Origin of the sequence: Hymenobacter guriensis, assembly GCF_015773195.1 — a bacterium.
GTDB lineage: Bacteria > Bacteroidota > Bacteroidia > Cytophagales > Hymenobacteraceae > Hymenobacter > Hymenobacter guriensis.
Genome location: NZ_JADWYK010000001.1, coordinates 736,504 through 756,982, shown reverse-complemented (window position 1 = coordinate 756,982; position 20,479 = coordinate 736,504). Strand labels below are relative to the sequence as shown.

Genomic DNA, 20,479 nt, shown 5'->3' with positions numbered 1-20,479 from the left:
AATTGGATGCGCATTTTCTGGCCTTCGTTCATATTGCCGCAACTATACTCTGGTTGCGCGACTGTTAACACTTCCTAGCTCAATCCAACAGCAAGGGCCGCTCTGTCACACGACAGGCGGCCCTTTCCTTTTGGGAAAGGGCTGCAGCTATTTTACATCGTCCGCTCAGGCAATGTGTGTCGAGCGTGTGCCGAGCCATTTTTGGCACAGAATGGCACAGGCAGCGTCTCTGATTACCAAGTCTGCGCAGGGGTGTACCAAAAGTGTACCGTACCAAAAATGGTACATGGTACACGTTGGTACAGCTACGCTTGCAACCAGCGGCGAGCGGTATTGAACGGCACACCGGTCTGCTCCTCGATTTCTCGCAGGCTTAGGCCCTGGGCGTGCAGCTCCCGCACGCGGACTTCCTGGCTGGCTTTGGCAGCCCGGCGGCCACTCATCAATACGGGCCGGGGCATGCGGTCGAACAAAGCCAGGGCGTGGGCCCGGTACACGTCAGCCAGCGCTAGGGCCGTGGTGAAGTCCGCTTCCTCGCACGTCAGTTGAGCCGGCTGCTCGCCGTACTCGAACGTGCGCACCAGCGTCAGCAGCAACGCTAGGCGAAAGGCGGTTAGCCCTAGGCGCTTGACCACGCTGCCGCTCTCCTCTCCTGTCTGGGCGACGGCCGCCGCGAGCCAGGCCGTGCCCGCCGCGTTGAGCTGCTGCCACTGCCCGGGTGTGAGCTGCACTACGACCGGCGCCGTCACGGCCCCGATCATCTGCGTCACGTGCTGGGCCAGCTCGTCGAAGTACGCCGTCAGGTTGCCGCGGCCGGCGGCCGGGCTCACGTCCCGCCATACGTGCGGGGCTTCGAAGGCGTAGAACAGGAAGCGACTGAATAGCCCGTCCTCGGCGGTGGGAATCAGCGCCTGCACCTGGCCAGGCGTACCCGTCAGGGCTACCGACAGTTGCGGCCGCTCCAGCTCGTAGAACTCGCGGCCGGTTTTGCGCTGGTAGGTGTAGGGCTCGTGGTGGAAGGCTTTACGCAACAGGTCAGAGTAATTGCCCCAATCCTGCTGCAAGGCCCCGCTGAGCGTGTCGGCTTCCGTCTCGCAGAGAATACCCCGCCCTTCGTTATCAGCCAGGGCCTTGATCAGGCCGGCCGCGCTGCTGTTGGCTGGGATATAAAGCTGGCGGAAGGCGGGCGGCTCCGGGGCAGCCGGCAGCGGCCCCTTACCCTTGCTGGCCCGTTTCTGCTGCTGGTACTGCTCCAGCAGCAGCTCGTGCTCCTGCTGCTCTTGCCGGCTCTGCTGCACCAGGGCTTTGTGCCAGGGATATGCCAGGCGCCGGGCCCAGGCCAGCCCGCCCTTGCCGTTGGCGGCCGGGGCGACGGTGAAGGAAAACAGGTTAGCCCCCACGGTGGCTCCGTCGTAGAGGCCCTGTAGCTGGGGAAAGCAGCCCGATAGAATCGAGAGCGTGCCCGTCAGCATCACGTCCCGCTCCCGCTCGGTAGGAAACGGCGCGCAGCAGCGCTGCAGAAAAACCGGGAGGGCCGCATACACGGCCGCCGGAATCGTAGGCGTCTCAAGGGGTAGGGGAGGCGGGCTCCCCGCCGCCTGTCTTCGTCTGGGCGCAGGCGGCGTAGCGGGCGGCTCCGGCGAGAGACTACGCGCGGCCTGCCAGGGCTGGCAGCCATGCCGGGCTGACTCGCGCCGGTAGATGCCCAGCACCGTCCGGCGGATTTCCAGGGCGGTAAAGTCTGGCTGCGCCCAGCGGCTTTCCGCTACCGGCAGCAAGTCGTCCACCGGTACGCCCCGCTCATTGCAGAAGTAAGCCAGCGCCGTCAGCCAGCTATTGCGCCCACCTGCGCCGGGTAGCGGCCCGTGGTGCTGCTCGTGCTGGGCCAGGCACCAGGCCAAGGCCTCGGCTGGCACCGCGGCCGAATCCGCTACCGAGGCGACGGACTTATCAGAGGGGGGAAGTTTCTCGGAGTTTCTGGGTGCCGTGGCGGCTTCCAGATCGTTCAGATTTAGCATGTTGCCAGCAAAAAAGAAGGAAAGAGACCCGTAGGTATCCACGGGGTGGCGCCGGGAGTACATCAGGCCGCAAAGCGCGGGTGCAGGTAGGCGTCGGGGTCGTGGCAGAGGAAGCAGGCGCGGGCTATGTCCTTGCCGCTGGCATCCGGTACCAGCCCCAGAGGTGCGTACCGGCTGGCCAGGTAGGTGGCCACCGCGCGGAAGTTGTCGAGGTAGGAGCGGCGGGCATCGAGCGTGAGTAGGCACTTAAGCCCGTCGCCGGAAGGACTGGTAAACAGCAGCACAACCGCCGGGCCCAGCAGCGCATCAGCCAGCAGGGCGGCGCGGGCCGCCGCCACGTCAGGCACGTGGTCGAAGTCCAGCACCAGCAGCCCCGAGGGCTGGGCAAGATGCGCAGCCAGGCGGGTAGGCTGAAAGGTGCCGGCCGGCGTGACGTAATCCAGCCCCCGCTTCAGCGCGTCCCGCTCAGGACCTGGCGGCAGCGCGCGGAGCGCGGCCGTGGCCTGCCGCAGTTCCTCCCCCGTGAGCACCTGCCAGAGCTGAGCCGGGGTTACATCCTGACAAGGAGTCTTATTGGTGATCGGCCCCCGGAAGTAGCTGAACTGCGGTGCGAGGTGTTGAGGTAGGTCCACAGGAACTGCTACCGCACGGCGCACGGGCAGCCAGCAGCGGTCGGCGTACCCGACCTCGCCGGTAGATTCAGCCGTCAGCCAGCCCGCGTGCAGGGCGGGCAGCAGGTAAGCGTCGGCGTCCGGCAGTCCGGCCAGTGCCAGGCGGTGGCGCACCTGCTGGGGCGTGTAGAGCGTGTCCGGCGCCAGCACCGCCAGCAGGCTGCCGGCTAGGCTGGCGGGATTCATGGCGTACCTCCTTCCCCGTAGGCGGTGAGAGTCGCGCTGAGTTCGGCGTCGGTCAGGCGGAAGCGGCGGCAGAGGTTGGCCCGGCCGGTCTCGCTGAAGGCAAAGTGCGGTACTGCGTCCAGGCAGGCCAGCAGTCCGCGGCGGTTCGCCAGCAGGACTATGCCGGCCAGCGTTTCAGCGGATTGCTGCGGGGGTTCTGCCACAGAAACCACGGCCGCACTACCTAGCGCTGCCATCGTCTACCTGAAGGGAGTGAAGAAGGTGTACCAAAAGTGTGCCGTACCAAAAGTGGTACATGGTACAGTTTGGTACACTTGTCGGTAGGATCCAGCTGCTTACCCACGGCGGGCTCCTTTCCCTTTAGGCGTGCGCTGTTGGCATTTGGGAGCGGCCAGCACGTCCGCCTTTTTCAGGTAGGTGCGCCCCCCGAGCTTCTGGTAGGGCAGCAGGCCCTTGCGCTTCCACTCGTGCAGGGTCTGCGGGCAGACGTCGAGCAGTTGCGCCGCCTGGCGGATGGTGAGCAGCTCTTCCGGGGCCTGGGCCGGTGCGGTCACCGGGTGCTGCTGGCTGACTTCATACCGGATGACGGCGCGCAGGTCGTCGAAGAATTGGGCGTAGTCAACGCCCGAGGTCAGAATCGTAGGCATGCAATGGCCCGGCCGGGGCAGTAAGCCGGCCGGGTACTTGCAAAGGGAAGCGTCTGCCGGCGGAATGCGTGGCGGAATGGCGGAACGACGCAAATCCGACATTCCGCCACGCATTCCGCCACGCGCCGCCAGCCGCCAGCCCGGGGCGTCGGGTACGGGACAGCCCTTAGGAACCGGCAAATGCCAGGGTGCGGGTATACCAGCGGTGGTGCAGCTCGTTGTCGGGCTGGTAGCCACGTTGCAGCGTCCGTTCGCTGACGACCTCCCCGAACGCCTGGGATAAGGCGCGCACCACGGCCGCATCGTTGCGCCGCATCAGCAGGCCTTTCTCGCGCAACGCGGCTACGGCGCCCACCCAGGCGCCGGGCGTTGCCTCCACCGTAGGCGTACGGCCATCGGCGGCTACCAGGCCCAGGCGTTGCAGCAGCCCTAGCAGGTCAGCGGCCGGATAGCTGCTGGCCAATACCCCCGCCCAGGGAGCCCGGTCGGAAGTACTAGCCGGCATACTGACCAAGGCACTGGCCGGCGGCGCAGTACTGGCCGGCGCCGGCAGTACTGCGCCACCGGCCAGTGCCTGTTCGCGCTGCCGGTGCAGCCACTCTATGGCCCGCGCCAGGCGCCCGGTGCGGTGCGGCGCGGTGGGATACTCGCCCGGCGCAACGGCGTAGCGCTGGGCCAGGGCGGGCGGCAGCGCCTCGGGTAGCTCCGCCTCTGCCAGCAGGTCGGCTAGGTACTGGTAATCCAGGGCCGGGTCCAACTGCAGCTCCCAGCACCGCTGGGCCAGGTTCTGCTCCAGCGCGTGTAGGGGCAGCAGGGCCACGAACACCGGGAACTCTTGGTTGAATGCCGGGTGGTAGGCGTAGTCAACGCCCAGGCGCTCCTCCAGCGGCGCAATAAGCTCCTGCTCGATCACCTCGGCGTCGCCGTGCCCCGCCTGATCAGCCAGGTGTTGCACCAGATCGTCCATTGCTGCGGCCCAATCGGCTACTTGTTCGACGGGAAGACCTAAGTAGCGCTGCGCAATGGTGTGGCGTACGGCCAGAAGGGCCGCCAGCGCGCTACGGTAAGGGGGGAGGGAAGTAGAGGACATGAGAGCAGGTGCCAGCCGGGCCAGCAAAGTAAGCAGCCGTGCGTCTTATGCCGCCAACCGCAGCGGCGTAGGATCCTCCTCCAGCCGGTAGAGGCGGACGCGGTGCGTGTAGCCGCGGCGAATGCCGCAGAATATCGGTTCGGGCAGCGGCCCGTCGAAGTAGAAACTCAATCCGTCCGATTCGATGCCCTCGGCCAGTAGATGGCCGACGTAATCAGTACCGGCTAGGCGCCGGTCGCGTACCAGATAGTAGCCCGGAGCCAGGGCGTCAGCGGCTCGTACCTGGTGGCCTACCAGCCAGGTGCCGGCCGGGTAGGTCGGCGCCTGGGCGTTGTTGCGCAGCTGCACCCGCACGTGCCGGCCAGCCTCATCCAGGGATTCGACACGCACCCACGGCTGGCCAGGGGCGAAGTCGGGGCATTGCCCCGTCAGGTGAATGATCAGCAGTTCCATCTTAGGCAGCGGATTGGGGGGCGGAGGGATCACCGGCGGCGATACGCGCCGCCGCGTCAGCGCCGGTGCGCTGTTCGCGGGCTTGCTCGTCGAGCTCGGCCCGGCGGTTGAGGTGCACGACTTCCGCGCACCAGTACAGCTCCTGCTTTTCCAGGGCGCGCACGCGGGCCTGCGCCTGTTCGGCGAGCTTATCAACCACCTTAGCGGCGGCTTTGGTGGGGCAGAGGCTGGTGGCCGTGGCGCCTTTGCAGCGCAGCGTGATTTCTACCGGCTCGCCCAGTTCCAGGGCGCGGCCGATCTGGCGCAGGGTTTCTTCCGTGTCACGGGCCTGGGCCAGGTAGGCAATGGCCTCGGCGAGTTCTTTCTGGGCGTAGTTCATACCGGCTGCCCTCCTGCTTGCTTTTCCAACTGCTCGCGCCGGGCTATTGCGCCCAGCAGCAGTTCGTGTACTACGCCCAGGCCAACCGCCTGCGGCACCTCAACCGTTAAGCCATTTTCTCCGTCGGAGAGCGTAACCCGCCGCACCTTGCCCAGCGCGAAGAAGCTATCCAGGGCCTCTTCCAGGGCCGTAACCTCGGTAATAGCTTTCGCTAGGGAAGCTCCCGTAGGGGCTTCCATGTTCCATACGTTCGACATCGTAGCAGCGGGGCTTAGAGGTTGGCTAAATCCCAGGCAGTAAGGCCCGTTTCTGACGAAAACGCGTAACCAGCAGCGGCGGCACTCATGCCCCCGGCGTAGTCGCTGGTGCGGCCCCGTAGGATACGCGTAGCGGTAGCGGCAGCCAGGGCCGTGCGTTCGGAGGCGACGCGGCGCACGTTTTGGAGCCACAGGGCCAGTTTGCCCAAGCGTTCCTCTTGGTACACGCTATCGTTGGCCCGGAGCCGTTCGGCGTCGGTGAAGACAGCTTTTGCCATGTGGTACATGATGGCCTGCCGGGCTTGCAGCAAGCGGAAGGCGTGGTAGACGGGGCTACCGGGGGCTAACGGGTTAGCCGGGGCAACGGCGGGGGCCGGTTGCCAGGTGGTTTGCAGTTGCATACCTTTGTGGTGTGAAAGTGATAAATGGCCCTTGCCGGGGCTTTTTGTCGTAGGAGGTCAACCCTTGCCGGGGTTGGCCTCTTTTTTTTGTCGATCTTCAAATATACAAGTATTTTTCTAGAAACAAGATATGTAAAAGAATTTTGCTTCTATTTTTCTAGAAATAAACTTGTTATATATTTGAGCCATGACAACCCTCAAGAAGCCTCTAGCTACTCCACGTAAGCCTCAACTCAACATAGCCTTAGAGCCAGAGGAGAAGGAACTGGTTGAATCAGTAGCTAAGGCACGCGGAGTGACTGTGTCCAGTTTGGTTAGGCTTTTAGCATTCGACGAGGCGCGTCGCTTAGGCATTCCCACACCTAATCGGTAAATAGCTTTACTGAAGAAGGCATTTACTCATTAAGCTCTCTCAAGCAACAACCAAGTGCAAGATTTAAGAAACATAACAGACTGGAAGAATTCTATTGGATTACTTCCTATTAAATTATTTTCAGAAAGTACTAGCGATAGCAATTTCATTCTGTTGAATGGAGGCAAAGGAGACTTTTGCTTGCAAACAGCTGGAGACACACATGATGATAATTATTATTATTCCTCATCGTGGTCGAGTAATACCAAGAATTACGTATCTGTTTGTGATGACCATGTTAAATTATATAATTGGAGAAATAAAAAAGTCGAAAAAATTAATAAAAAAATAATTTTAGATAATTATTCAAAGTTTTATGACTATATCGTAAAGACATCATTAAATAGCCAGTATGATATAATTCCTTTTGTTATTAGTATCTTCAGGAAATTACGAAATTTGGAAAATGACAAGAGTGGAGGAATACGTTCACTGAATCTCTTATTTTTGCTACTTGCCTCATATAATGACGATGTCGCTTTTAATGAGATAGATAAAAGTACATGGGGTATTCAAGACATTGATTTTATAAATCCAGAATTTGAAAGATATGTACAAGAATTTTCAAAAGGCCTCCTGGGTCAACGACCTGATATCGATTTAATCATAAGACATTCTTCAGGGCTTCTTTTTCAAGAAGCTCAAAAGGAGGCTTTGTTTTTTGACAAAAATCTCGACTTGTTTACCGGAACCCTTTCTAGTAATTATAAAACTAGAAAACTCTTGTACTCCAGCGTTCATTATACTCCAGCATATATAGCTAGAACAATTGTAGAAAATGCGCTCAATGCCATTGATTTAGCATCAATAAATAATTTAAAGATATTAGACCCGTCTTGTGGATCAGCAGAATTTCTAATGGAAATTCTAAAACAGCTCAAATCCAGAAATTACAATGGAAACGTGACTGTAATAGGCTGGGATACTTCCATTTCTGCAATCAATACAGCTAAATTTCTTCTTACCTACGAGAAAAGAGAATGGAGTAACAGGCTTTCGCTAGATATCAGGTTAGTTGACGATTCACTTTCTGAGGATTGGGACAATGACTATGATTTTATTCTCATGAATCCTCCATTTGTTTCATGGGATCAAATGCCCAAGGAGGCCAGAGATACCGTTAAGGAAACATTAGGTGCTGCTTTTAACGGTAAACCCAATCAGGCAAGCGCATTTTTCTTTAAAGCAGTAGAATGTCTAAAGCCTAGCGGTGTAATAGGATGTGTAATACCCACATCATTATTTTCACTTTCCTCCTACAAGGAAGTTCGCAGCAGAGTATCTGACTCAATGTCATTTTCTCTAATTGGAAAGTTAGGCAATTTCGTGTTTGAGGATGCCCTAGCAGACATAAGCATACTTGTTGGTCAAAAGCCAAAAAGTAATATACTTCCACTTTTAGTTTGGACTAGAAATGAAAAAGGAGTAGTATCAGATACATTGCGGGATTTACGCAAACTTCAATATGAAAATCTGCCATCAATCGACCATAGAGACTATAGTATTTACACTCCTGATTTTTTTCCGCTATATGGCGACAATTGGAAACCTATCCCATTAAGAGAAAATAGGTTATTTAAGAATATTGAACGTTTTGTTATAGAGCGAAGCCTCACACGGATTGGCGATATATTCAGTACACAGCAAGGGGTAAGAACGGGAAATAACAGTGTTTTCAAGATAAGTAGCGGAGAATACCTGGCTCTAAATGATAATGAGAAGCTTTGCTTTAGACCTGTAATTGATAACAATTCAATTAAAAATGGAATATTAGTAAAAGATAATTATGTATGGTATCCATACAGTGGATCAGGGCTTATAATTGAAAATGAGAACGAGTTAATAAGTAAGGCCTCATGGTTTTACCATGAAAGGTTATTGCCGAATAAACAATTATTAGAGGCTAGGCCATCTTTGAGCAAAAATAAAAAATGGTGGGAACTGTCAGAACCTAGGAGTTGGCAATTTGAAAGAAAGTCTATGCTATGTTCTACTGAATTTGGCAGGTCAGATTCATTTGCTTTTGATATAAAAAACGAATTTGTAATTGAGCGAGGATATGGTTGGCTGCCTAAAAAGAAGATGTCTGATAATGATAAATTTTTTTATCTAGCGCTCTTCTCAAGTCCTTTATTTGACAGCCTATTATCTATTTATTCTAAGCAACTATCAGGCATAGATGGCTGGGACTTAGGCAAACAGTATACTAGAAACATACCTATTCCTAATGTTTTCTTGAATGATTTGACAGAATCCGTTGCCTACAGAAGTATGGTGAATTTCGGTAGAGCTATGTCCGATGGAAATTTTTACAGCCCTAATTTGATAAATGAGATTGTAACACAGTATCTGTATCCATATTCTTTATAAAACACCATGCAAAGCGCCATAGAATTAATTGAGAAAAAATGCAGTCCATATTTTATTGAGAACAATATAAGATTTAAACAATCTGGCTTAAATACTTATATAATATCCGGATACACAACCCCAGCAATAAACAATAAGAAAAATGACGTATCGGAGGTAAAAGTTTTAAATTGGTTCGGAGATTTTTGGGTCTATATAGAGTTGAATTTTGTTCCTATTCCAAAAAAATTTCCTCGAACTTCTGTAAGTATATCTATTTTTCATGGCGAAGCTACTGATGAAATAAAAAGCCAGCTTTTCAGAGCTGAATGGGATAATTATCCAGACAACACTGTGCATCCACAGCCACATTGGCATTTTTACCCCGTAGAGCAAAAGCCAAAATATTATGAAGACTTCAAAGCTTTCTTAGACATTGTTGAGGATGATTCCTTTGCTAATGAGCTTGCGGACAACACAGCAAATAAAAACCTGGATTTAAGAAGAATACATTTTGCTATGGATGCACGCTGGGCAGATTCAGGGGTATTTATTCATGAAATAACCAACGAAGAAATGATAGCTAATTGGATGTCAGGAATATTAAAATGCATAAGGCAGCAATTGGAGTACATAGGTTCGTAAAGCTTTTGATTTTATTCTATAAATGTGAAAGCCAGTAGGTAGACAATCTATTAATTAGGTGTACATTTTGTCTATCTTTCTCGGCATGAAGCGCTTACATGCCATCCTGCTGCTGGCCCTGCTCTCCTACACCGCCTTAATAAGAAATCAAGATGCAAACGACCGTTGAAAAATTCGATGGGAAGCGAGCCATCGTAAGGTTCCGCCCGACGTTTGAAATAGAGCCAAAAATTTTAGCTGGCTTGCAAGCTAATCAACTGCCAGAGCGCTATCAATTAACTGTGATGAGTTGGGTTGAAGAGGGGCTGGAGCGTCGGGGTTATCCCAATTGTTCTGTGCTGGAGTTCGAGGGCTATAATGCCAATGGTAGTTACCAATTTCGTGTAGAGCGAAGTGTTGGCTTAGGTGGTTATTAGGCCCTTCTAACTACCGTAACTGAAAGCTAGCGGTGCGGCATTGTTTCCAGAGTATGTTCTAAAGAAGTCTGCTTCTCCAGAACATACCAGCCTACGCCATTCGGGTCAGCTCAGAGCAGAGGCGTAAGCTTTTTCGTGCCCCAACCATTTGTTGCACTGTAGCCCCGCCCACGTATCTTTCCCTGCATGAATCGTTACGCCGCGCTGCTCTGCCTAGCCCTGCTCTCCTGCACCGCCAACACCCCTGCCACGCTGAGCAGATGAGGCACTTCATAGACCCAGAATAAGAAAGCCCCTACTCACATCAGGGCAAACCTACCCGCTGGCACGCGAGGCTACTGAAGCTGGAGCAGGAGGCGGACGCAGCTGCGCCGAGGCTGTTGCGGATGATGAACGGCTGTTAACCTGAACCACCGTTTAGATAAACAGATTTAAGCTAACCTTTCGACCGCTTGAATTAGCCGCCTATGTTTACCGCAAAAGATTTGTTACACAAATTGTTGGAGTACCGGCGCAACTGGGCTGCCCGCGACCGAGCCCAAAGCAAACCGGCCACGATCCGTTTGGCGCAACTGGAAGCCCTGCAAGAGGCCTTCGGCTTGACGAAGCAGCACGTGAACCTGCTGGTGCGCGTCAAGTACAGCTTGGTCGGCCAACGCACGGAACTCAACCGGGCGCAGTACTTGAATGGCCTGACCAACGTGGATTACCTCGTGCAAGGCGAATTCCTACGGGACCGCCCCGAGGAGTCCAACCTTGCCGTGGCCGAACGGGCCCGGGCCCGGGTACGTGCGGTATACGGAAGCGGCCACGAGGAGCGAATGGCACGTCCCGTTCAAATCGGCTGGCTGTATAATTACCTGTTGAACTACCGCCAGGATTTGTACGCCGTCGCCCAGCCGGAACAGGGCATGCTGGAAGGCTTTGCCGTCGGCCTGCTCTATGGCCAGGAGTTGGCGAATGCGGTCAAGCGCACTATCCAGCAGAGCACGGCGGAAATGGATGAGGTGCTTGGGCTTATTCTCGACCCGAGCCAACGCGTAGTGACGATGGACCAATTGGTCAACACCTACCGGTACCCCAATGTCGACTTAGAAAGCATCGACTTGGAGTGGCGGATGGAAAACTACTGACCAGTGGCAACGCCCTGCCAGCAGTGTTCAACCATGTGCAGAAGGAGGCCAATTCCGCAGTTTGCTAGTTGGACCGTTTTCCTGAACGGATAAATACGTGTACTGTACTATGCTTGTGCACTATTCTGCATCATCCTGCTCAGGACAACTAGCCTACTGTGGAACTACTTGCTACTAGGAGCATTCTTAGCAGCCACAGCTTTTCCTCACCAAGCCGACTAGCTATTGACTGACGTGCCGCTAAGGTCCAGCAGCGCCGTGCCATTCAGGCTATAATCAACCCAAACGGGGTTAGCTTGGGCACCTAGTCGCTCGTAGAAGCGGCGGCCGGCTTCGTTCCAAGCCGCCACGGCCCAGCGCATGGCCCCGCACCCGTGGGCCACCGCGGCCCGCGCGGCCGCCCGCATCAACTCTTCGCCCAGGTGATGCCCCCGGTAGGCTTCGGCCACGAACAGCTCTTTGATGAAGAGGGTCGGCTTGGCACTGGCCGTAAAGGGGATGAAGTAATACACCAGCATGCCCCCCAGTTGCCCGTCCGCATGCCGGGCCACTAGGCAGTAGAAATCGGGCGGCTGCTGGGCAAAGCCCTGCTGGTAGAGTAGTTCAGGCGTGATAGCGAAGGTGTCGCGGTAGTGCTCAAAGTCGGCCAAGCCCTCCATCAACGGCAGCAACGCCGGAATATCGGCCGCAGTAGCCAAGTCCACGCAGAAAGGGGAAGTAAACATGTTGGGCAGTCTACAGTAAGGAAATTAGGGAGTATTCTGAATGGAGGAAACGGGCGCACTGGCTGGCTTCGGGCTGCGCCTCCAGCCGCGCACCTTTACTTCCGCCAACACCATCGCCCCGAAAATAAGCAGTCCCCCCAGGACCGTGCGGGGCGTAAGGACCTCGTGAAGCAGCACGGCCCCCGCGAGGGCCGCGAAAAGGGGTTCCCCTAAGTGGATGAGGGCCACTTTTTCTTCGCTCAGGTACTGCTGGGCATAATGTTGCACCCCGTACCCGTAGGCCGTGGCCAGCAGCGCCGAGAAGCCAATGGCTTGCCAGAACGCCCCGGCCGCCGGCACGGCCAACGCATAGCCCGCGCCCCAGCCCGCGAGCCGGGCCAGCCCCGCGCAGCCGAGCAGCTGCATCACGAGCATCGCCATCAAGTGCGGCTCCCTGGCCGTTCGTCCCCCCAGCAACACGTAGCCGGCAAAGGCCACAGCGCAGGCGAGTATCCACCCGTCGCCTGTGTGCAGCTGCCAGCTCCCCGGCACGGCCACCACGTAGAGGCCGACCAAGGCTAGCGTGGCCGCTGCCCACATCTTGGGCGCCACAGCTTGCCGGTAGAGCAGGGCCTTGCCCAGCGGCACCAGCAACACGCTCAGGCCGGTGAGAAAAGCCGCGTTAGCAGCGCTGGTGGTTTGCAAGCCGATGGTTTGCAGGGTGCTGCCCAGGAACTGTGGCAGGGCCAACAGCAGCCCCCAGCCCACCGAGCGCCACGTCAGTTGGGCGAGTTGTCGAGGAAACAGCAGGGCCACGGCCGCGGCGGCCAGCAAAAATTTATAGGTCTGAAAGCTGTAGGGGTCCGCGAAGCTCACCCCGGTCTTGACCACCGGGTAGGAGATGCCCCAAAAAGCTGTTCCCAACAGCAGCAGGCCCAGAAAAAGCGGTTTTTTTGGCATGGCCGTCACTGCTACGGGTTGCTGGGCAGGGGTAGCTTCATCATAATATCGGTCTGCTCGTCCTCGCCGAGCTTGAAAACGTGCTTGTCGAAGGCGACAAAACCATTTTTCTCATAGAAGCGGATGGCCCGTGGGTTTTCTTCCCACACCCCGAGCCACAGGCACTCGGCCTGCGCCTGTTTGGCCAGGTGTAGCGCCTGCTCGTAGAGCAGCTGCCCGACCCGCTGGCCATGAAATTCCTGCAGCACGTAGATGCGTTCGAGTTCCAGGGCGTTGGGTGCGTGTTGCTCGGTTTGCGCCGGGCCGGAATTAACCTTCAGGTAGCCGATAACGCGGCCCGCATGCTCGGCGAAGTAGAAGGCGGAGTGCGGCTCTTGCAGCTCCGCGGTTAGCTTTTCGGTCGCAAAGCCTTCTTGCAAGTAGGCGCGCATGTTTTCTTCGGAATTGCTGGCGGCGAACGTCTCGAAAAACGTTTGGCGGCCGATGTGTTGCAACTGGCTAACGTCAACGGGAGTAGCTTGGCGGAGGGTGATGGGTTCCATAGGGGCAATCATTGAAGTAAAAAAGGCGGCGAGGCGGAGCCCCACCAGAAAAGCAGTGGTTATCTTGCGGGCGTGTCCCCAAACCTGGCCCTTTCCGAGATTCTGCTGGCCACATACCCGTTGCCGCCCGCTTCATTGGAGAAGCTGCTGGCGCTAGCCGAATACGTGGAGCTGCCGAAGGGCACCATGTTGTTTCGGGACGACGCGCTGGCCCACCACGTGTATGTGGTGCAGCGCGGCTTGGCGCGGGTGTATGCCCGACGAGCGGACCGGGAGGTTACCTTTTGGTTTTCCGAAGAGGGGTCGGTCGTGGCTTCAATTCGGGGCTATACCGAGGAGGCCGTGAGCTACGAGACGGTGGAGCTGCTGGAAGACAGCGGGCTGTTTCGCCTCAACATGCGGGCGCTGCTGGCCTTGTACCGAGAGGATATCCACCTGGCCAATTGGGGGCGGGTGATGGTGGAGCGCGTGTGGAAGCAAACCGAGCAGCAGCTCATTGCCCGGCAATTTCGCACCGCCGAGGAACGCTACGCGGATTTGCTGCACCACAGCCCGCACCTGCTGCACCGCGTAGCACTGGGGCACTTGGCCTCTTATCTGGGCATTACCCAGGTCACCCTGAGCCGCGTGCGCGCCAAACGCAAGTAAGCGCTACTGCGCTACTGCTTTCAGGCCCAGCACCGAACCAATTAGGGTAGTTAGGAAAAACAGGCGCTGGCCGGTCAGTGGGTCCCCAAACGCGACGACACCGACCACCGCCGTACCCACTGCCCCGATGCCGGTCCAGACCGCGTAGGCCGTGCCCAAGGGTATCTGCGCTAGGCTCAGGTTGAGCAAGTAAAAGCTCAGAACCGCGCACCCCCCAAAGGCGGCGTACCACCCGACCGCTTCGGCTCCAATAGCCAGCTTCGCCTTGCCGAGACAAAAGGTAAACGCTACTTCGGCCAACCCGGCCAGGACCAACAACAACCACTGCATGACGAACAGGAAAAGTACAGCGGCAAAGGTCCGACTGATGCCCCGCCGTTCTTTTTACCAATGTTAAAAACGGAACAAAGAGCTTAGCAAGATTTTAATCCCTCCTTTCCTCAAACGACTAGCCGCCGCCCGATACTAGGTGGCTGGCAGCAGCTGCGGTGCCTGATGCGTTTACGAAACCCGTTCACTTTTCAACGTTCAGGAAATGCCTAGTGAGGATGCGTTTCGTGAACTCCCCAAACGTCAGAATCCTAGTTGTTGCAGTGTTGCCCCGCCCGTGTATCTTGCCCAGCATGAACCGTTACGTCGCGCTGCTCTGTCCCTGATGCTTCCTTCCAGACCATCTTCCCCTTCTTCCAATTATGGGCCGATTTGGGTGAATCTGTTCTTTGCTCTCTATCTCTTGGCGATTTTATTCGGAAAGTCAGAACCTGATGCCGGTATGCTCTTCTTCTTTGAGCTGCTTGTTATCGTGGCCAACCTGCTAGGCATCGTAGTCTCCTTATTGCAAAGAAAGTGGGCGCTGGCAGTATGGTACGGACTGGCGCTGGCAGTTATGACTGCCTGTGTACTGGCAGCCCTAGAATTCATTCCAATGCTGCCCCTCGAAACATAATGAACAGGCTTCAACAATATCGCTCCTTTCTCTGACCCCTTAGCAGCTGGTCACTGCCAGGCAGCTGTCGTTTGATAAGTTCACGAAACTTATCCCCGATTGCGTTTCGTGAACGTTGATTTCGTGAACCAGCTTTTTGAACTCGAACTGGACCATAGTGGACCTCATCAGTCTGGTGAGCACCACCGTGCAGCAGTTCACGAAAAGGAGCGCTTTATTCTGAGTATGTATCGACTTCCATATGGCTGCCCCCACTTTCATTGCTGCTCACTGGTATAATCGGCCGCAAACGCTGGGGCAGTGTGCGGACCAACTTCGCGCGTTTTTGCAAGCACTGCGGCAGCACAACGAGCAACTCTATGGCAGCTGGTTCGAGCAAGCGGGCAGTAAAGCCCGGGCGTTGGCAAAACCCCTACCACAGGAGTATGCAGCCATCCTGAAATCGTTCGGCACCAAGGCAAACGAGGGCAGCTACCCCGCCACCAGTTTTAGTGTTTCTCTATGGAATGGCGCCCGCAAGAATGAAGAAGGCATTGTGCTGCGCGTCTCGTTGGGCAGTTGCGAACAGAAGCTTTACCCAAACGTGTGCCTGCTGGAGCTGTATCAGAACACAGCCTGCCGAGCCTTCTATGCCAACCCGGATAATGTGCAAGCAATCAAGCAACTCTTCTTGCGTTTTTGGCAGCCCGAAAAGCTCATCCTTGACTAAGAAGCATGCGCAATCAGGCGCAAACCTTCACACATACACTGTCTAGGAAAACGGTGGTTTACGTTAAAAAGAGCGGTATGCCCAGCGCAGAAAGTCGTTATCAAAAGCAAGAACAAAAAGCCCCGACGTACATCGGGGCTTTTTGTATAATTGGAGGGCGGTGCAACACAAGTCCACGCGCCCCGCCTGCTAGCTCGCTAGCCGCGAAGCCTGACGCGTTTAGGGCTCGTCTGCCTCCCTCAATCAGCAAGTAGTAGCGTGATGTCTGACACCGACTTGATGCCTGACCCCGCCGACCACGATGATGGGGCAACACACCCTTTCCTGCGGGCTGTGGGGTATGGGCTCTCTACTTTGATGGCGTTCTGTCTCTGGCTTCTCTGTTCGCCCTACAAGCTGGAGTATGGTGCCAGTGGTATTTATTACTATGACGACGATAGTATTTTCGTCGGGACCTTCCTCAGTATTGTGCTGCTACTCATGCACGGATTCAGGGCCTTTCTAATGTTGGTAGTTTACCGAAAGAGGCCTTCCATCCTCACCCTAGCTTTCCTACTGCTTTACTTCTTGACTGCCGGCTATTGGATGTACCACGCCCATAGCAATTCGGCCATGCACGAGCAGTAACCCTTAGTTAGCCTTTCGACCGTTAACGTGAACAGGAATTTGGCGCGGCGCTCAGCAGCCCTTACCTAGCAGGATGGATGAACTACAGCGCCTAACCGAATGGGTACAGAATCAGACCCCGGCACCGCCTTCGATGCTGCTAACCGTACAAGGCGTGCAAGACCCAACGCGCTGTTTGGCCTCCGTGGTTGAAGTCATGCAGGCGGTGTTGTCCATCCCAGCGCTGCTCTGGGAAGAGGGAAAGGAATCACAATGGACGGCCTTGCTGCCGGAGTGGTTTGTCACGAGCATGACCCGGTATACTCCGCAGGAGATATGGGCCATGCCGGACCAGTGGCATTTCGAATCATGGGTGGCGACCCTATGTGCCCGCGAATGGAAGTGGTGGAGTTCCGCTAGTGATCCCGACTGGTTTCAGATAAATGTTTGCCTGATTGGGATGCCCTACAACATTGGGCCGTTGTTTTATATCGTGCACGCTTGTTGTGACAAGGGTTACACTCTCACAACAGAAGAGCAATAGCAGCTGAACCCTCCTTTTGCTATTCGACCGTTTCCCTGAACTAGGGTACGTTACCAAAATCAATTTGAATGTTGTCATCGAATAGCAGTGACGTAGTCGGTAATTACCTGTACAAACAGTGGATGTGCCCTATCGTGGCGCTCATCTTCTTGCTTTTCGTTCCCTGGAATGTACAAGGTCAGGATCCTTACGTGCGACACGCCCCCTACTACCCGGATCAGCGCCTGACTCACCCCCTGCAAGACAGCCTGCAACGCAACGGGCTCAGCACTCGCTTCATTACGCTGCTAACCCAGCACCAGCACCACGACATCACGTACTTCATCTGGTTTGAGAACCACCGCATGCAGGTAGTGCAAATCACAGATTCCACCCTTTCCGCTCCCTTAATCTGCCGATCACAGCGTTTCTCAGCAGTCCTGGATTTGCCCCAACTAGCGATTCGTGAATCCGAAAATCGTCTCCGGTTTGTGCCGCCTGCTAATGCAAGGGGAACGGACATCGCTTGGTTGGAAATAGATGGTCAGCCTTACCTGATTGAGCACGGACCAAGTGCTGGCTATATATTGGCGAAGACTAAGAACACGAGCCGCACCGCATTTTTTCGCCTGCTGAAACAAGATTTGGCCACTTTGCAACGGCAATGGCAAGTTGCAAGGGCATACACTCGATTTCCAAAGCAGTAACACCTGTTGTCAGTTGAACCCTGCATATGAGGTAGAGGGGAGGAAGCTGCTTTGCTCTATACATTACTTGTAAGCACTCGCCTCGGTTGCACCGGGCATATAATGCAACGCTATGTTCTGCCAAAGACCCGCACTTTTACTCCTACTCGCCCTTACTATCTTATTTCCTACGGCCTGTTGGGGGCAAACTACGGGATACATCGTCCAACTCTACTCTACTACTCCTCATTACCTATTGAGTGAACAGGTTGTAATAGCAGACCAACCCTTTTCGACCGCTTTACAGCGGATAAGTTCTCAAAAAACGTATTACCTATCCCGGCTAAGGCCAGGATATGTGTCACCGATTGATGACCGGAACTGCTGTAAGCTGAAACAGGAAGTATTCCCGGGGTCAACCCTGGAAGTGGACCAGGGCCTGCTAGCACATCACGACTCCCTACGGAGAGCTGCTTATGAGCTATTAGCGCAAGATTCGGAAGGTGGGCGTGAAGCGCGTGATTTCACGGTGCGTCTTGAAGGGGAAGGCTACAGAGCTAAAATTTATCGGTTCAGTGCCACGCTGTGCGCTTGCAGGTCGGTGGTAGGGAAAGAATCCGTCTGGATCAATCGGGAATGGAAGTCCACCGGATACTGGGCAGGGGTATATTTCGTAGTTCTCAAGGATGTGCAAGCCTTACGTAGAGTTCAAGGGCCTAATGCCGAATTGAAGAAGGTACTTAAGCAGTATTTCCTTGAGATAATGCTAGCCAATAACTTCCATGTACGGGGAACGGATTAATAACCGACCAACCGATAAGCATAGGCTCCTTTCCTCAAACGACTAGCAGCCGCCCGATACTAGGTGGCTGGCAGTTGCTGCGGTGCCTGATGAGTTTACGAAACCCGTTCACTTTTCAACGTTCAGGAGATGCCTAGTGGGGATGCGTTTCGTGAACTTGTGTAATGGGGAACGGTACGGCAAAATGAGCGTTATTCATTTGTTCATAGGCGCAGACATTTTTGGTAGCGCAGCCCCGTACGGTCGGTTAATCGTCGTTGAGCGCTAGGCCGGGGCTCACGCGCAGTTCATAGCGGTATGTAGTAGGCCCCAATTCGAACCACCCTTGCCAAAAGCTGAATTGCGCCTGGAACAGTTGGTTGAGTTCCGGGCCCAGGGGCAGGGCGCGGCGGGCCTGGCCTTGGCGCAGGCGCAGGCTTACAACAGACACGAGTTCGGGAGGGTCCGTGTCATCTGGTAGGGCGGATGACTCATACGTTGACAACTGGAGCTTGTCGCCGGGCATCACCTTGTAGGTAACCTCGCTCGTCGTGTCGTTCACCGTGGCGGCGTGCAGGTTTCCTGCTGCGTCGCGCCAGGTGGGGTCGCGCGGTGCATGTCTATACACCCAGTACCAGCGTTTGCGGTGCCAAGCCAAGTATCGAAATAAGCGTTTAGGGCTGCGCTGAACGGTCGAGTCCAGTAACAGTGAATCAGCTGTTTGCGCCTGGCGCTGCCGGGGCACATCTGGCAGGGCCACTAAGGTTGAGTCGGAATCGTAGCCCACGCTCACAAGAAGCGTGTCGGCGGTGCGGTTCGTCACGTACAATTCTATCGCATCCATTGGAGGCGACTGACAGGACTGCAGGCCCACAGAGAAGGCGACCAGTAAGCCGGTCAGCAGACGCTTATAAAAACGTATAGTCATTGGTGACGCATAGCGGGGGAGGTTGATTCCCCACGCGGCCAAACGTAACCCGCCGGAGTCTATTCTTGACCAACCAAGCAGCACCCGTTCACGAAAACGGTCGTTTCGACGACACCGCTATGCTTCGCTTTTTTCGAACGGCTTTAATACTACTTCCTCTCCCCATACCTGCCCGTTCCAATCGTGTAAGCTAGAAACACGTCTTTGCCCGCTGTCTCTTCTTACTCCTCCGGCAATTGCAACCCTGCCACATACGCCTCCAATCCCTGCGTCGTGACGAAGCTGCGCAGGCGCTCTACCTGGTTGTGCTCCGGGCTGTAGTACGCCTCGACAAAGAAGCTGCCCAGGTGGTGGAGCGCCACCCGATGTGCTCCCTCGTGGCGCACGGCCAGGTACACGCCTTCCTGCCAGAGCGTGGTAAGCTGCTCCTCCAGCGGCATGGCCAGAAAGACGTAGTGGTTCAGGGGCATAGAGCGAGTTTCCCCAAATTACAAAGAAAGCCTGTGTAGTATTGGAGAGCATGTGGCTAGAACCTCTCCTGCAGCTTACTTCACCATTCTCAGAAGCCTACAAGCAATGTTGTTAGCTAACAGGGTTTTGTTCTGCGTCATGTTTGTTCTCCTGCTGCCTGTAGCAAGCTGCACGCGAGAGGAACAGGTAGACCCTCAGAAGTTTTATGCGTCCAAGCTGCCCCTGTTTGAAGATTTGGTTCAATGGTATAAAGTAAACCCAATCAGAAGGTTCCAAAAAGAAGGCGACGAAGTGAGTGTGCTAATTGCCGATGCAGAGAATGTTGATCTCCTCTATGAGTTATATGATAGAGAGGTAGACGATCCAGAAGTAAAGAAAGCTTTTGACCACGTCGGGTGGAGTGACGCCCATGTCAATACATTGCTTTATAAGATGGGGAAAGTCAACTGCTCTCTCATTGCCCTTCTCCCGAACTCTTCTGGGTCAGCCTATGATGTCGAGCTGACATGTGAGCTAAGTGATGGCGACACGGTGGTCTACAAGTTTTTTGCGCACGACTTATCGCCGGATAGTAGACGAATAATTGACACCTATACCGTCAAAAAGGGCTTAGGAGGGATTATTTCCAATCGGGTAATGTGGCACACAGATACAAGCCCATAACACTTTGTCCTAGTAGAATCCTTGCACCGAGCCAATAAAGGCTCCGACTGCTAATGCGGCCGGGGCTTTTTCATGCCACAACCTTTTGTTACAGTGTAGCCGGGAAATGTATCTTTCCTGGGATGAAGCGTCTTTACTATGCTGTCCTATTCCTGACCCTTTGCCTAATCTCAAATGACTTGGCTTCGGTGGCACAACCCACCCCGGCTGGCGGAGCAATGCTACGTGAAGTCGCTCGCCTTGAGCGTACACCCG

25 protein-coding genes are annotated in these 20,479 nt (G+C 55.2%); 10 read left to right on the top strand and 15 right to left on the bottom strand.

Going from position 1 to position 20,479, the window contains the following annotated elements; all coding sequences use genetic code 11:
- Positions 1-305: 305 nt before the first annotated feature.
- The 9 genes from I5L79_RS03415 to I5L79_RS03375 all read right to left on the bottom strand — a co-directional run bounded on the left by I5L79_RS03415 (position 306) and on the right by I5L79_RS03375 (position 6,102).
- Positions 306-2,018, bottom strand: a complete 1,713-nt coding sequence (locus I5L79_RS03415; RefSeq protein ID WP_196953605.1) for a DUF3987 domain-containing protein — start codon at positions 2,016-2,018, stop codon at positions 306-308.
- Between the two features lie 62 nt (positions 2,019-2,080).
- Positions 2,081-2,875: a BT4734/BF3469 family protein gene (locus I5L79_RS03410; RefSeq protein WP_196953604.1), complete on the bottom strand. Its 795-nt coding sequence runs from the start codon at positions 2,873-2,875 to the stop codon at positions 2,081-2,083.
- Positions 2,872-3,078, bottom strand: coding sequence for a hypothetical protein (locus tag I5L79_RS03405; RefSeq protein ID WP_196953603.1), 207 nt, complete (start codon positions 3,076-3,078; stop codon positions 2,872-2,874). The genes I5L79_RS03410 and I5L79_RS03405 overlap by 4 nt, the downstream gene beginning before the upstream one ends.
- Positions 3,079-3,210: 132 nt before the next feature.
- Entirely contained in the window at positions 3,211-3,522 is a 312-nt protein-coding gene (locus I5L79_RS03400) for a helix-turn-helix domain-containing protein (protein ID WP_196953602.1), read from the bottom strand.
- 166 nt (positions 3,523-3,688) lie between these two features.
- Positions 3,689-4,612, bottom strand: coding sequence for a hypothetical protein (locus I5L79_RS03395; protein WP_196953601.1), 924 nt, complete (start codon positions 4,610-4,612; stop codon positions 3,689-3,691).
- Between the two features lie 45 nt (positions 4,613-4,657).
- Entirely contained in the window at positions 4,658-5,065 is a 408-nt protein-coding gene (locus tag I5L79_RS03390) for a hypothetical protein (protein ID WP_196953600.1), read from the bottom strand.
- 1 nt (position 5,066) lies between these two features.
- On the bottom strand, positions 5,067-5,444 hold the full coding sequence (locus tag I5L79_RS03385) for a hypothetical protein (RefSeq protein WP_196953599.1): 378 nt from the start codon (positions 5,442-5,444) through the stop codon (positions 5,067-5,069).
- On the bottom strand, positions 5,441-5,701 hold the full coding sequence (locus tag I5L79_RS03380; protein ID WP_196953598.1) for a hypothetical protein: 261 nt from the start codon (positions 5,699-5,701) through the stop codon (positions 5,441-5,443). The genes I5L79_RS03385 and I5L79_RS03380 overlap by 4 nt, the downstream gene beginning before the upstream one ends.
- Positions 5,702-5,715: 14 nt before the next feature.
- Entirely contained in the window at positions 5,716-6,102 is a 387-nt protein-coding gene (locus tag I5L79_RS03375; RefSeq protein ID WP_196953597.1) for a hypothetical protein, read from the bottom strand.
- A gap of 427 nt (positions 6,103-6,529) precedes the next feature.
- On the opposite strand from I5L79_RS03375, the gene I5L79_RS03370 reads away from it, so the two are divergent.
- From I5L79_RS03370 to I5L79_RS03355, 4 genes are all read left to right on the top strand, one after another.
- On the top strand, positions 6,530-8,884 hold the full coding sequence (locus I5L79_RS03370) for an N-6 DNA methylase (RefSeq protein WP_196953596.1): 2,355 nt from the start codon (positions 6,530-6,532) through the stop codon (positions 8,882-8,884).
- Positions 8,885-8,890: 6 nt separating this feature from the next.
- Positions 8,891-9,508: a hypothetical protein gene (locus tag I5L79_RS03365; RefSeq protein WP_196953595.1), complete on the top strand. Its 618-nt coding sequence runs from the start codon at positions 8,891-8,893 to the stop codon at positions 9,506-9,508.
- Between the two features lie 152 nt (positions 9,509-9,660).
- Positions 9,661-9,924, top strand: coding sequence for a hypothetical protein (locus I5L79_RS03360; protein WP_196953594.1), 264 nt, complete (start codon positions 9,661-9,663; stop codon positions 9,922-9,924).
- 485 nt (positions 9,925-10,409) lie between these two features.
- Positions 10,410-11,057 carry a hypothetical protein gene (locus I5L79_RS03355; protein WP_196953593.1) on the top strand — a complete coding sequence of 216 codons (648 nt, stop codon included), beginning with the start codon at positions 10,410-10,412 and terminating at the stop codon, positions 11,055-11,057.
- A gap of 218 nt (positions 11,058-11,275) precedes the next feature.
- Here the strand turns inward: I5L79_RS03355 and I5L79_RS03350 are convergent, their stop codons facing one another.
- Genes I5L79_RS03350 through I5L79_RS03340 form a run of 3 tightly spaced genes read right to left on the bottom strand, consistent with a single transcriptional unit; the run spans position 11,276 to position 13,263 of the window.
- Positions 11,276-11,782, bottom strand: coding sequence for a GNAT family N-acetyltransferase (locus I5L79_RS03350; RefSeq protein WP_196953592.1), 507 nt, complete (start codon positions 11,780-11,782; stop codon positions 11,276-11,278).
- A gap of 24 nt (positions 11,783-11,806) precedes the next feature.
- A complete protein-coding gene (locus I5L79_RS03345; protein ID WP_231402696.1) occupies positions 11,807-12,685 on the bottom strand; it encodes a DMT family transporter in 879 nt (292 codons plus the stop codon).
- Positions 12,686-12,732: 47 nt separating this feature from the next.
- The gene (locus I5L79_RS03340) at positions 12,733-13,263 is read right to left on the bottom strand and encodes a GNAT family N-acetyltransferase (RefSeq protein WP_196953590.1); all 531 of its coding nucleotides are present in this window, start codon (positions 13,261-13,263) and stop codon (positions 12,733-12,735) included.
- 72 nt (positions 13,264-13,335) lie between these two features.
- Here I5L79_RS03340 and I5L79_RS03335 point away from each other — a divergent pair, with 72 nt between their 5' ends.
- The gene (locus tag I5L79_RS03335; RefSeq protein ID WP_196953589.1) at positions 13,336-13,911 is read left to right on the top strand and encodes a Crp/Fnr family transcriptional regulator; all 576 of its coding nucleotides are present in this window, start codon (positions 13,336-13,338) and stop codon (positions 13,909-13,911) included.
- Positions 13,912-13,914: 3 nt separating this feature from the next.
- Here the strand turns inward: I5L79_RS03335 and I5L79_RS03330 are convergent, their stop codons facing one another.
- On the bottom strand, positions 13,915-14,241 hold the full coding sequence (locus I5L79_RS03330) for a DMT family transporter (protein ID WP_196953588.1): 327 nt from the start codon (positions 14,239-14,241) through the stop codon (positions 13,915-13,917).
- Positions 14,242-14,518: 277 nt separating this feature from the next.
- Between I5L79_RS03330 and I5L79_RS03325 the strand changes: the two genes are divergently transcribed.
- The 4 genes from I5L79_RS03325 to I5L79_RS03310 all read left to right on the top strand — a co-directional run bounded on the left by I5L79_RS03325 (position 14,519) and on the right by I5L79_RS03310 (position 17,402).
- Positions 14,519-14,857, top strand: a complete 339-nt coding sequence (locus I5L79_RS03325) for a hypothetical protein (RefSeq protein WP_196953587.1) — start codon at positions 14,519-14,521, stop codon at positions 14,855-14,857.
- Positions 14,858-15,098: 241 nt separating this feature from the next.
- Positions 15,099-15,566 carry an Imm52 family immunity protein gene (locus I5L79_RS03320; RefSeq protein ID WP_196953586.1) on the top strand — a complete coding sequence of 156 codons (468 nt, stop codon included), beginning with the start codon at positions 15,099-15,101 and terminating at the stop codon, positions 15,564-15,566.
- A gap of 760 nt (positions 15,567-16,326) precedes the next feature.
- Entirely contained in the window at positions 16,327-16,716 is a 390-nt protein-coding gene (locus I5L79_RS03315; protein ID WP_196953585.1) for a hypothetical protein, read from the top strand.
- Positions 16,717-16,850: 134 nt separating this feature from the next.
- Entirely contained in the window at positions 16,851-17,402 is a 552-nt protein-coding gene (locus tag I5L79_RS03310; RefSeq protein ID WP_196953584.1) for a hypothetical protein, read from the top strand.
- Positions 17,403-18,430: 1,028 nt separating this feature from the next.
- Here the strand turns inward: I5L79_RS03310 and I5L79_RS03305 are convergent.
- Complete coding sequence (locus tag I5L79_RS03305) at positions 18,431-19,006, bottom strand: hypothetical protein (protein ID WP_196953583.1); 576 nt, start codon at positions 19,004-19,006, stop codon at positions 18,431-18,433.
- Between the two features lie 305 nt (positions 19,007-19,311).
- Positions 19,312-19,560, bottom strand: a complete 249-nt coding sequence (locus I5L79_RS03300; RefSeq protein ID WP_196953582.1) for a hypothetical protein — start codon at positions 19,558-19,560, stop codon at positions 19,312-19,314.
- Between the two features lie 139 nt (positions 19,561-19,699).
- On the opposite strand from I5L79_RS03300, the gene I5L79_RS03295 reads away from it, so the two are divergent.
- Complete coding sequence (locus tag I5L79_RS03295; protein WP_196953581.1) at positions 19,700-20,224, top strand: hypothetical protein; 525 nt, start codon at positions 19,700-19,702, stop codon at positions 20,222-20,224.
- Positions 20,225-20,479: the final 255 nt, after the last annotated feature.

Coding starts and splice junctions, on each gene's coding strand:
- I5L79_RS03415 (WP_196953605.1), bottom strand. CDS start 2,018: ATGCTAAATCTGAACGATCTGGAAGCCGCCACGGCACCCAGAAACTCC.
- I5L79_RS03350 (WP_196953592.1), bottom strand. CDS start 11,782: ATGTTTACTTCCCCTTTCTGCGTGGACTTGGCTACTGCGGCCGATATT.
- I5L79_RS03295 (WP_196953581.1), top strand. CDS start 19,700: ATGTTTGTTCTCCTGCTGCCTGTAGCAAGCTGCACGCGAGAGGAACAG.
- I5L79_RS03305 (WP_196953583.1), bottom strand. CDS start 19,006: ATGGATGCGATAGAATTGTACGTGACGAACCGCACCGCCGACACGCTT.
- I5L79_RS03390 (WP_196953600.1), bottom strand. CDS start 5,065: ATGGAACTGCTGATCATTCACCTGACGGGGCAATGCCCCGACTTCGCC.
- I5L79_RS03360 (WP_196953594.1), top strand. CDS start 9,661: ATGCAAACGACCGTTGAAAAATTCGATGGGAAGCGAGCCATCGTAAGG.
- I5L79_RS03375 (WP_196953597.1), bottom strand. CDS start 6,102: ATGCAACTGCAAACCACCTGGCAACCGGCCCCCGCCGTTGCCCCGGCT.
- I5L79_RS03365 (WP_196953595.1), top strand. CDS start 8,891: ATGCAAAGCGCCATAGAATTAATTGAGAAAAAATGCAGTCCATATTTT.
- I5L79_RS03330 (WP_196953588.1), bottom strand. CDS start 14,241: ATGCAGTGGTTGTTGTTGGTCCTGGCCGGGTTGGCCGAAGTAGCGTTT.
- I5L79_RS03300 (WP_196953582.1), bottom strand. CDS start 19,560: ATGCCCCTGAACCACTACGTCTTTCTGGCCATGCCGCTGGAGGAGCAG.
- I5L79_RS03400 (WP_196953602.1), bottom strand. CDS start 3,522: ATGCCTACGATTCTGACCTCGGGCGTTGACTACGCCCAATTCTTCGAC.
- I5L79_RS03385 (WP_196953599.1), bottom strand. CDS start 5,444: ATGAACTACGCCCAGAAAGAACTCGCCGAGGCCATTGCCTACCTGGCC.
- I5L79_RS03380 (WP_196953598.1), bottom strand. CDS start 5,701: ATGTCGAACGTATGGAACATGGAAGCCCCTACGGGAGCTTCCCTAGCG.
- I5L79_RS03320 (WP_196953586.1), top strand. CDS start 15,099: ATGGCTGCCCCCACTTTCATTGCTGCTCACTGGTATAATCGGCCGCAA.
- I5L79_RS03395 (WP_196953601.1), bottom strand. CDS start 4,612: ATGTCCTCTACTTCCCTCCCCCCTTACCGTAGCGCGCTGGCGGCCCTT.
- I5L79_RS03315 (WP_196953585.1), top strand. CDS start 16,327: ATGCTGCTAACCGTACAAGGCGTGCAAGACCCAACGCGCTGTTTGGCC.
- I5L79_RS03410 (WP_196953604.1), bottom strand. CDS start 2,875: ATGAATCCCGCCAGCCTAGCCGGCAGCCTGCTGGCGGTGCTGGCGCCG.
- I5L79_RS03340 (WP_196953590.1), bottom strand. CDS start 13,263: ATGGAACCCATCACCCTCCGCCAAGCTACTCCCGTTGACGTTAGCCAG.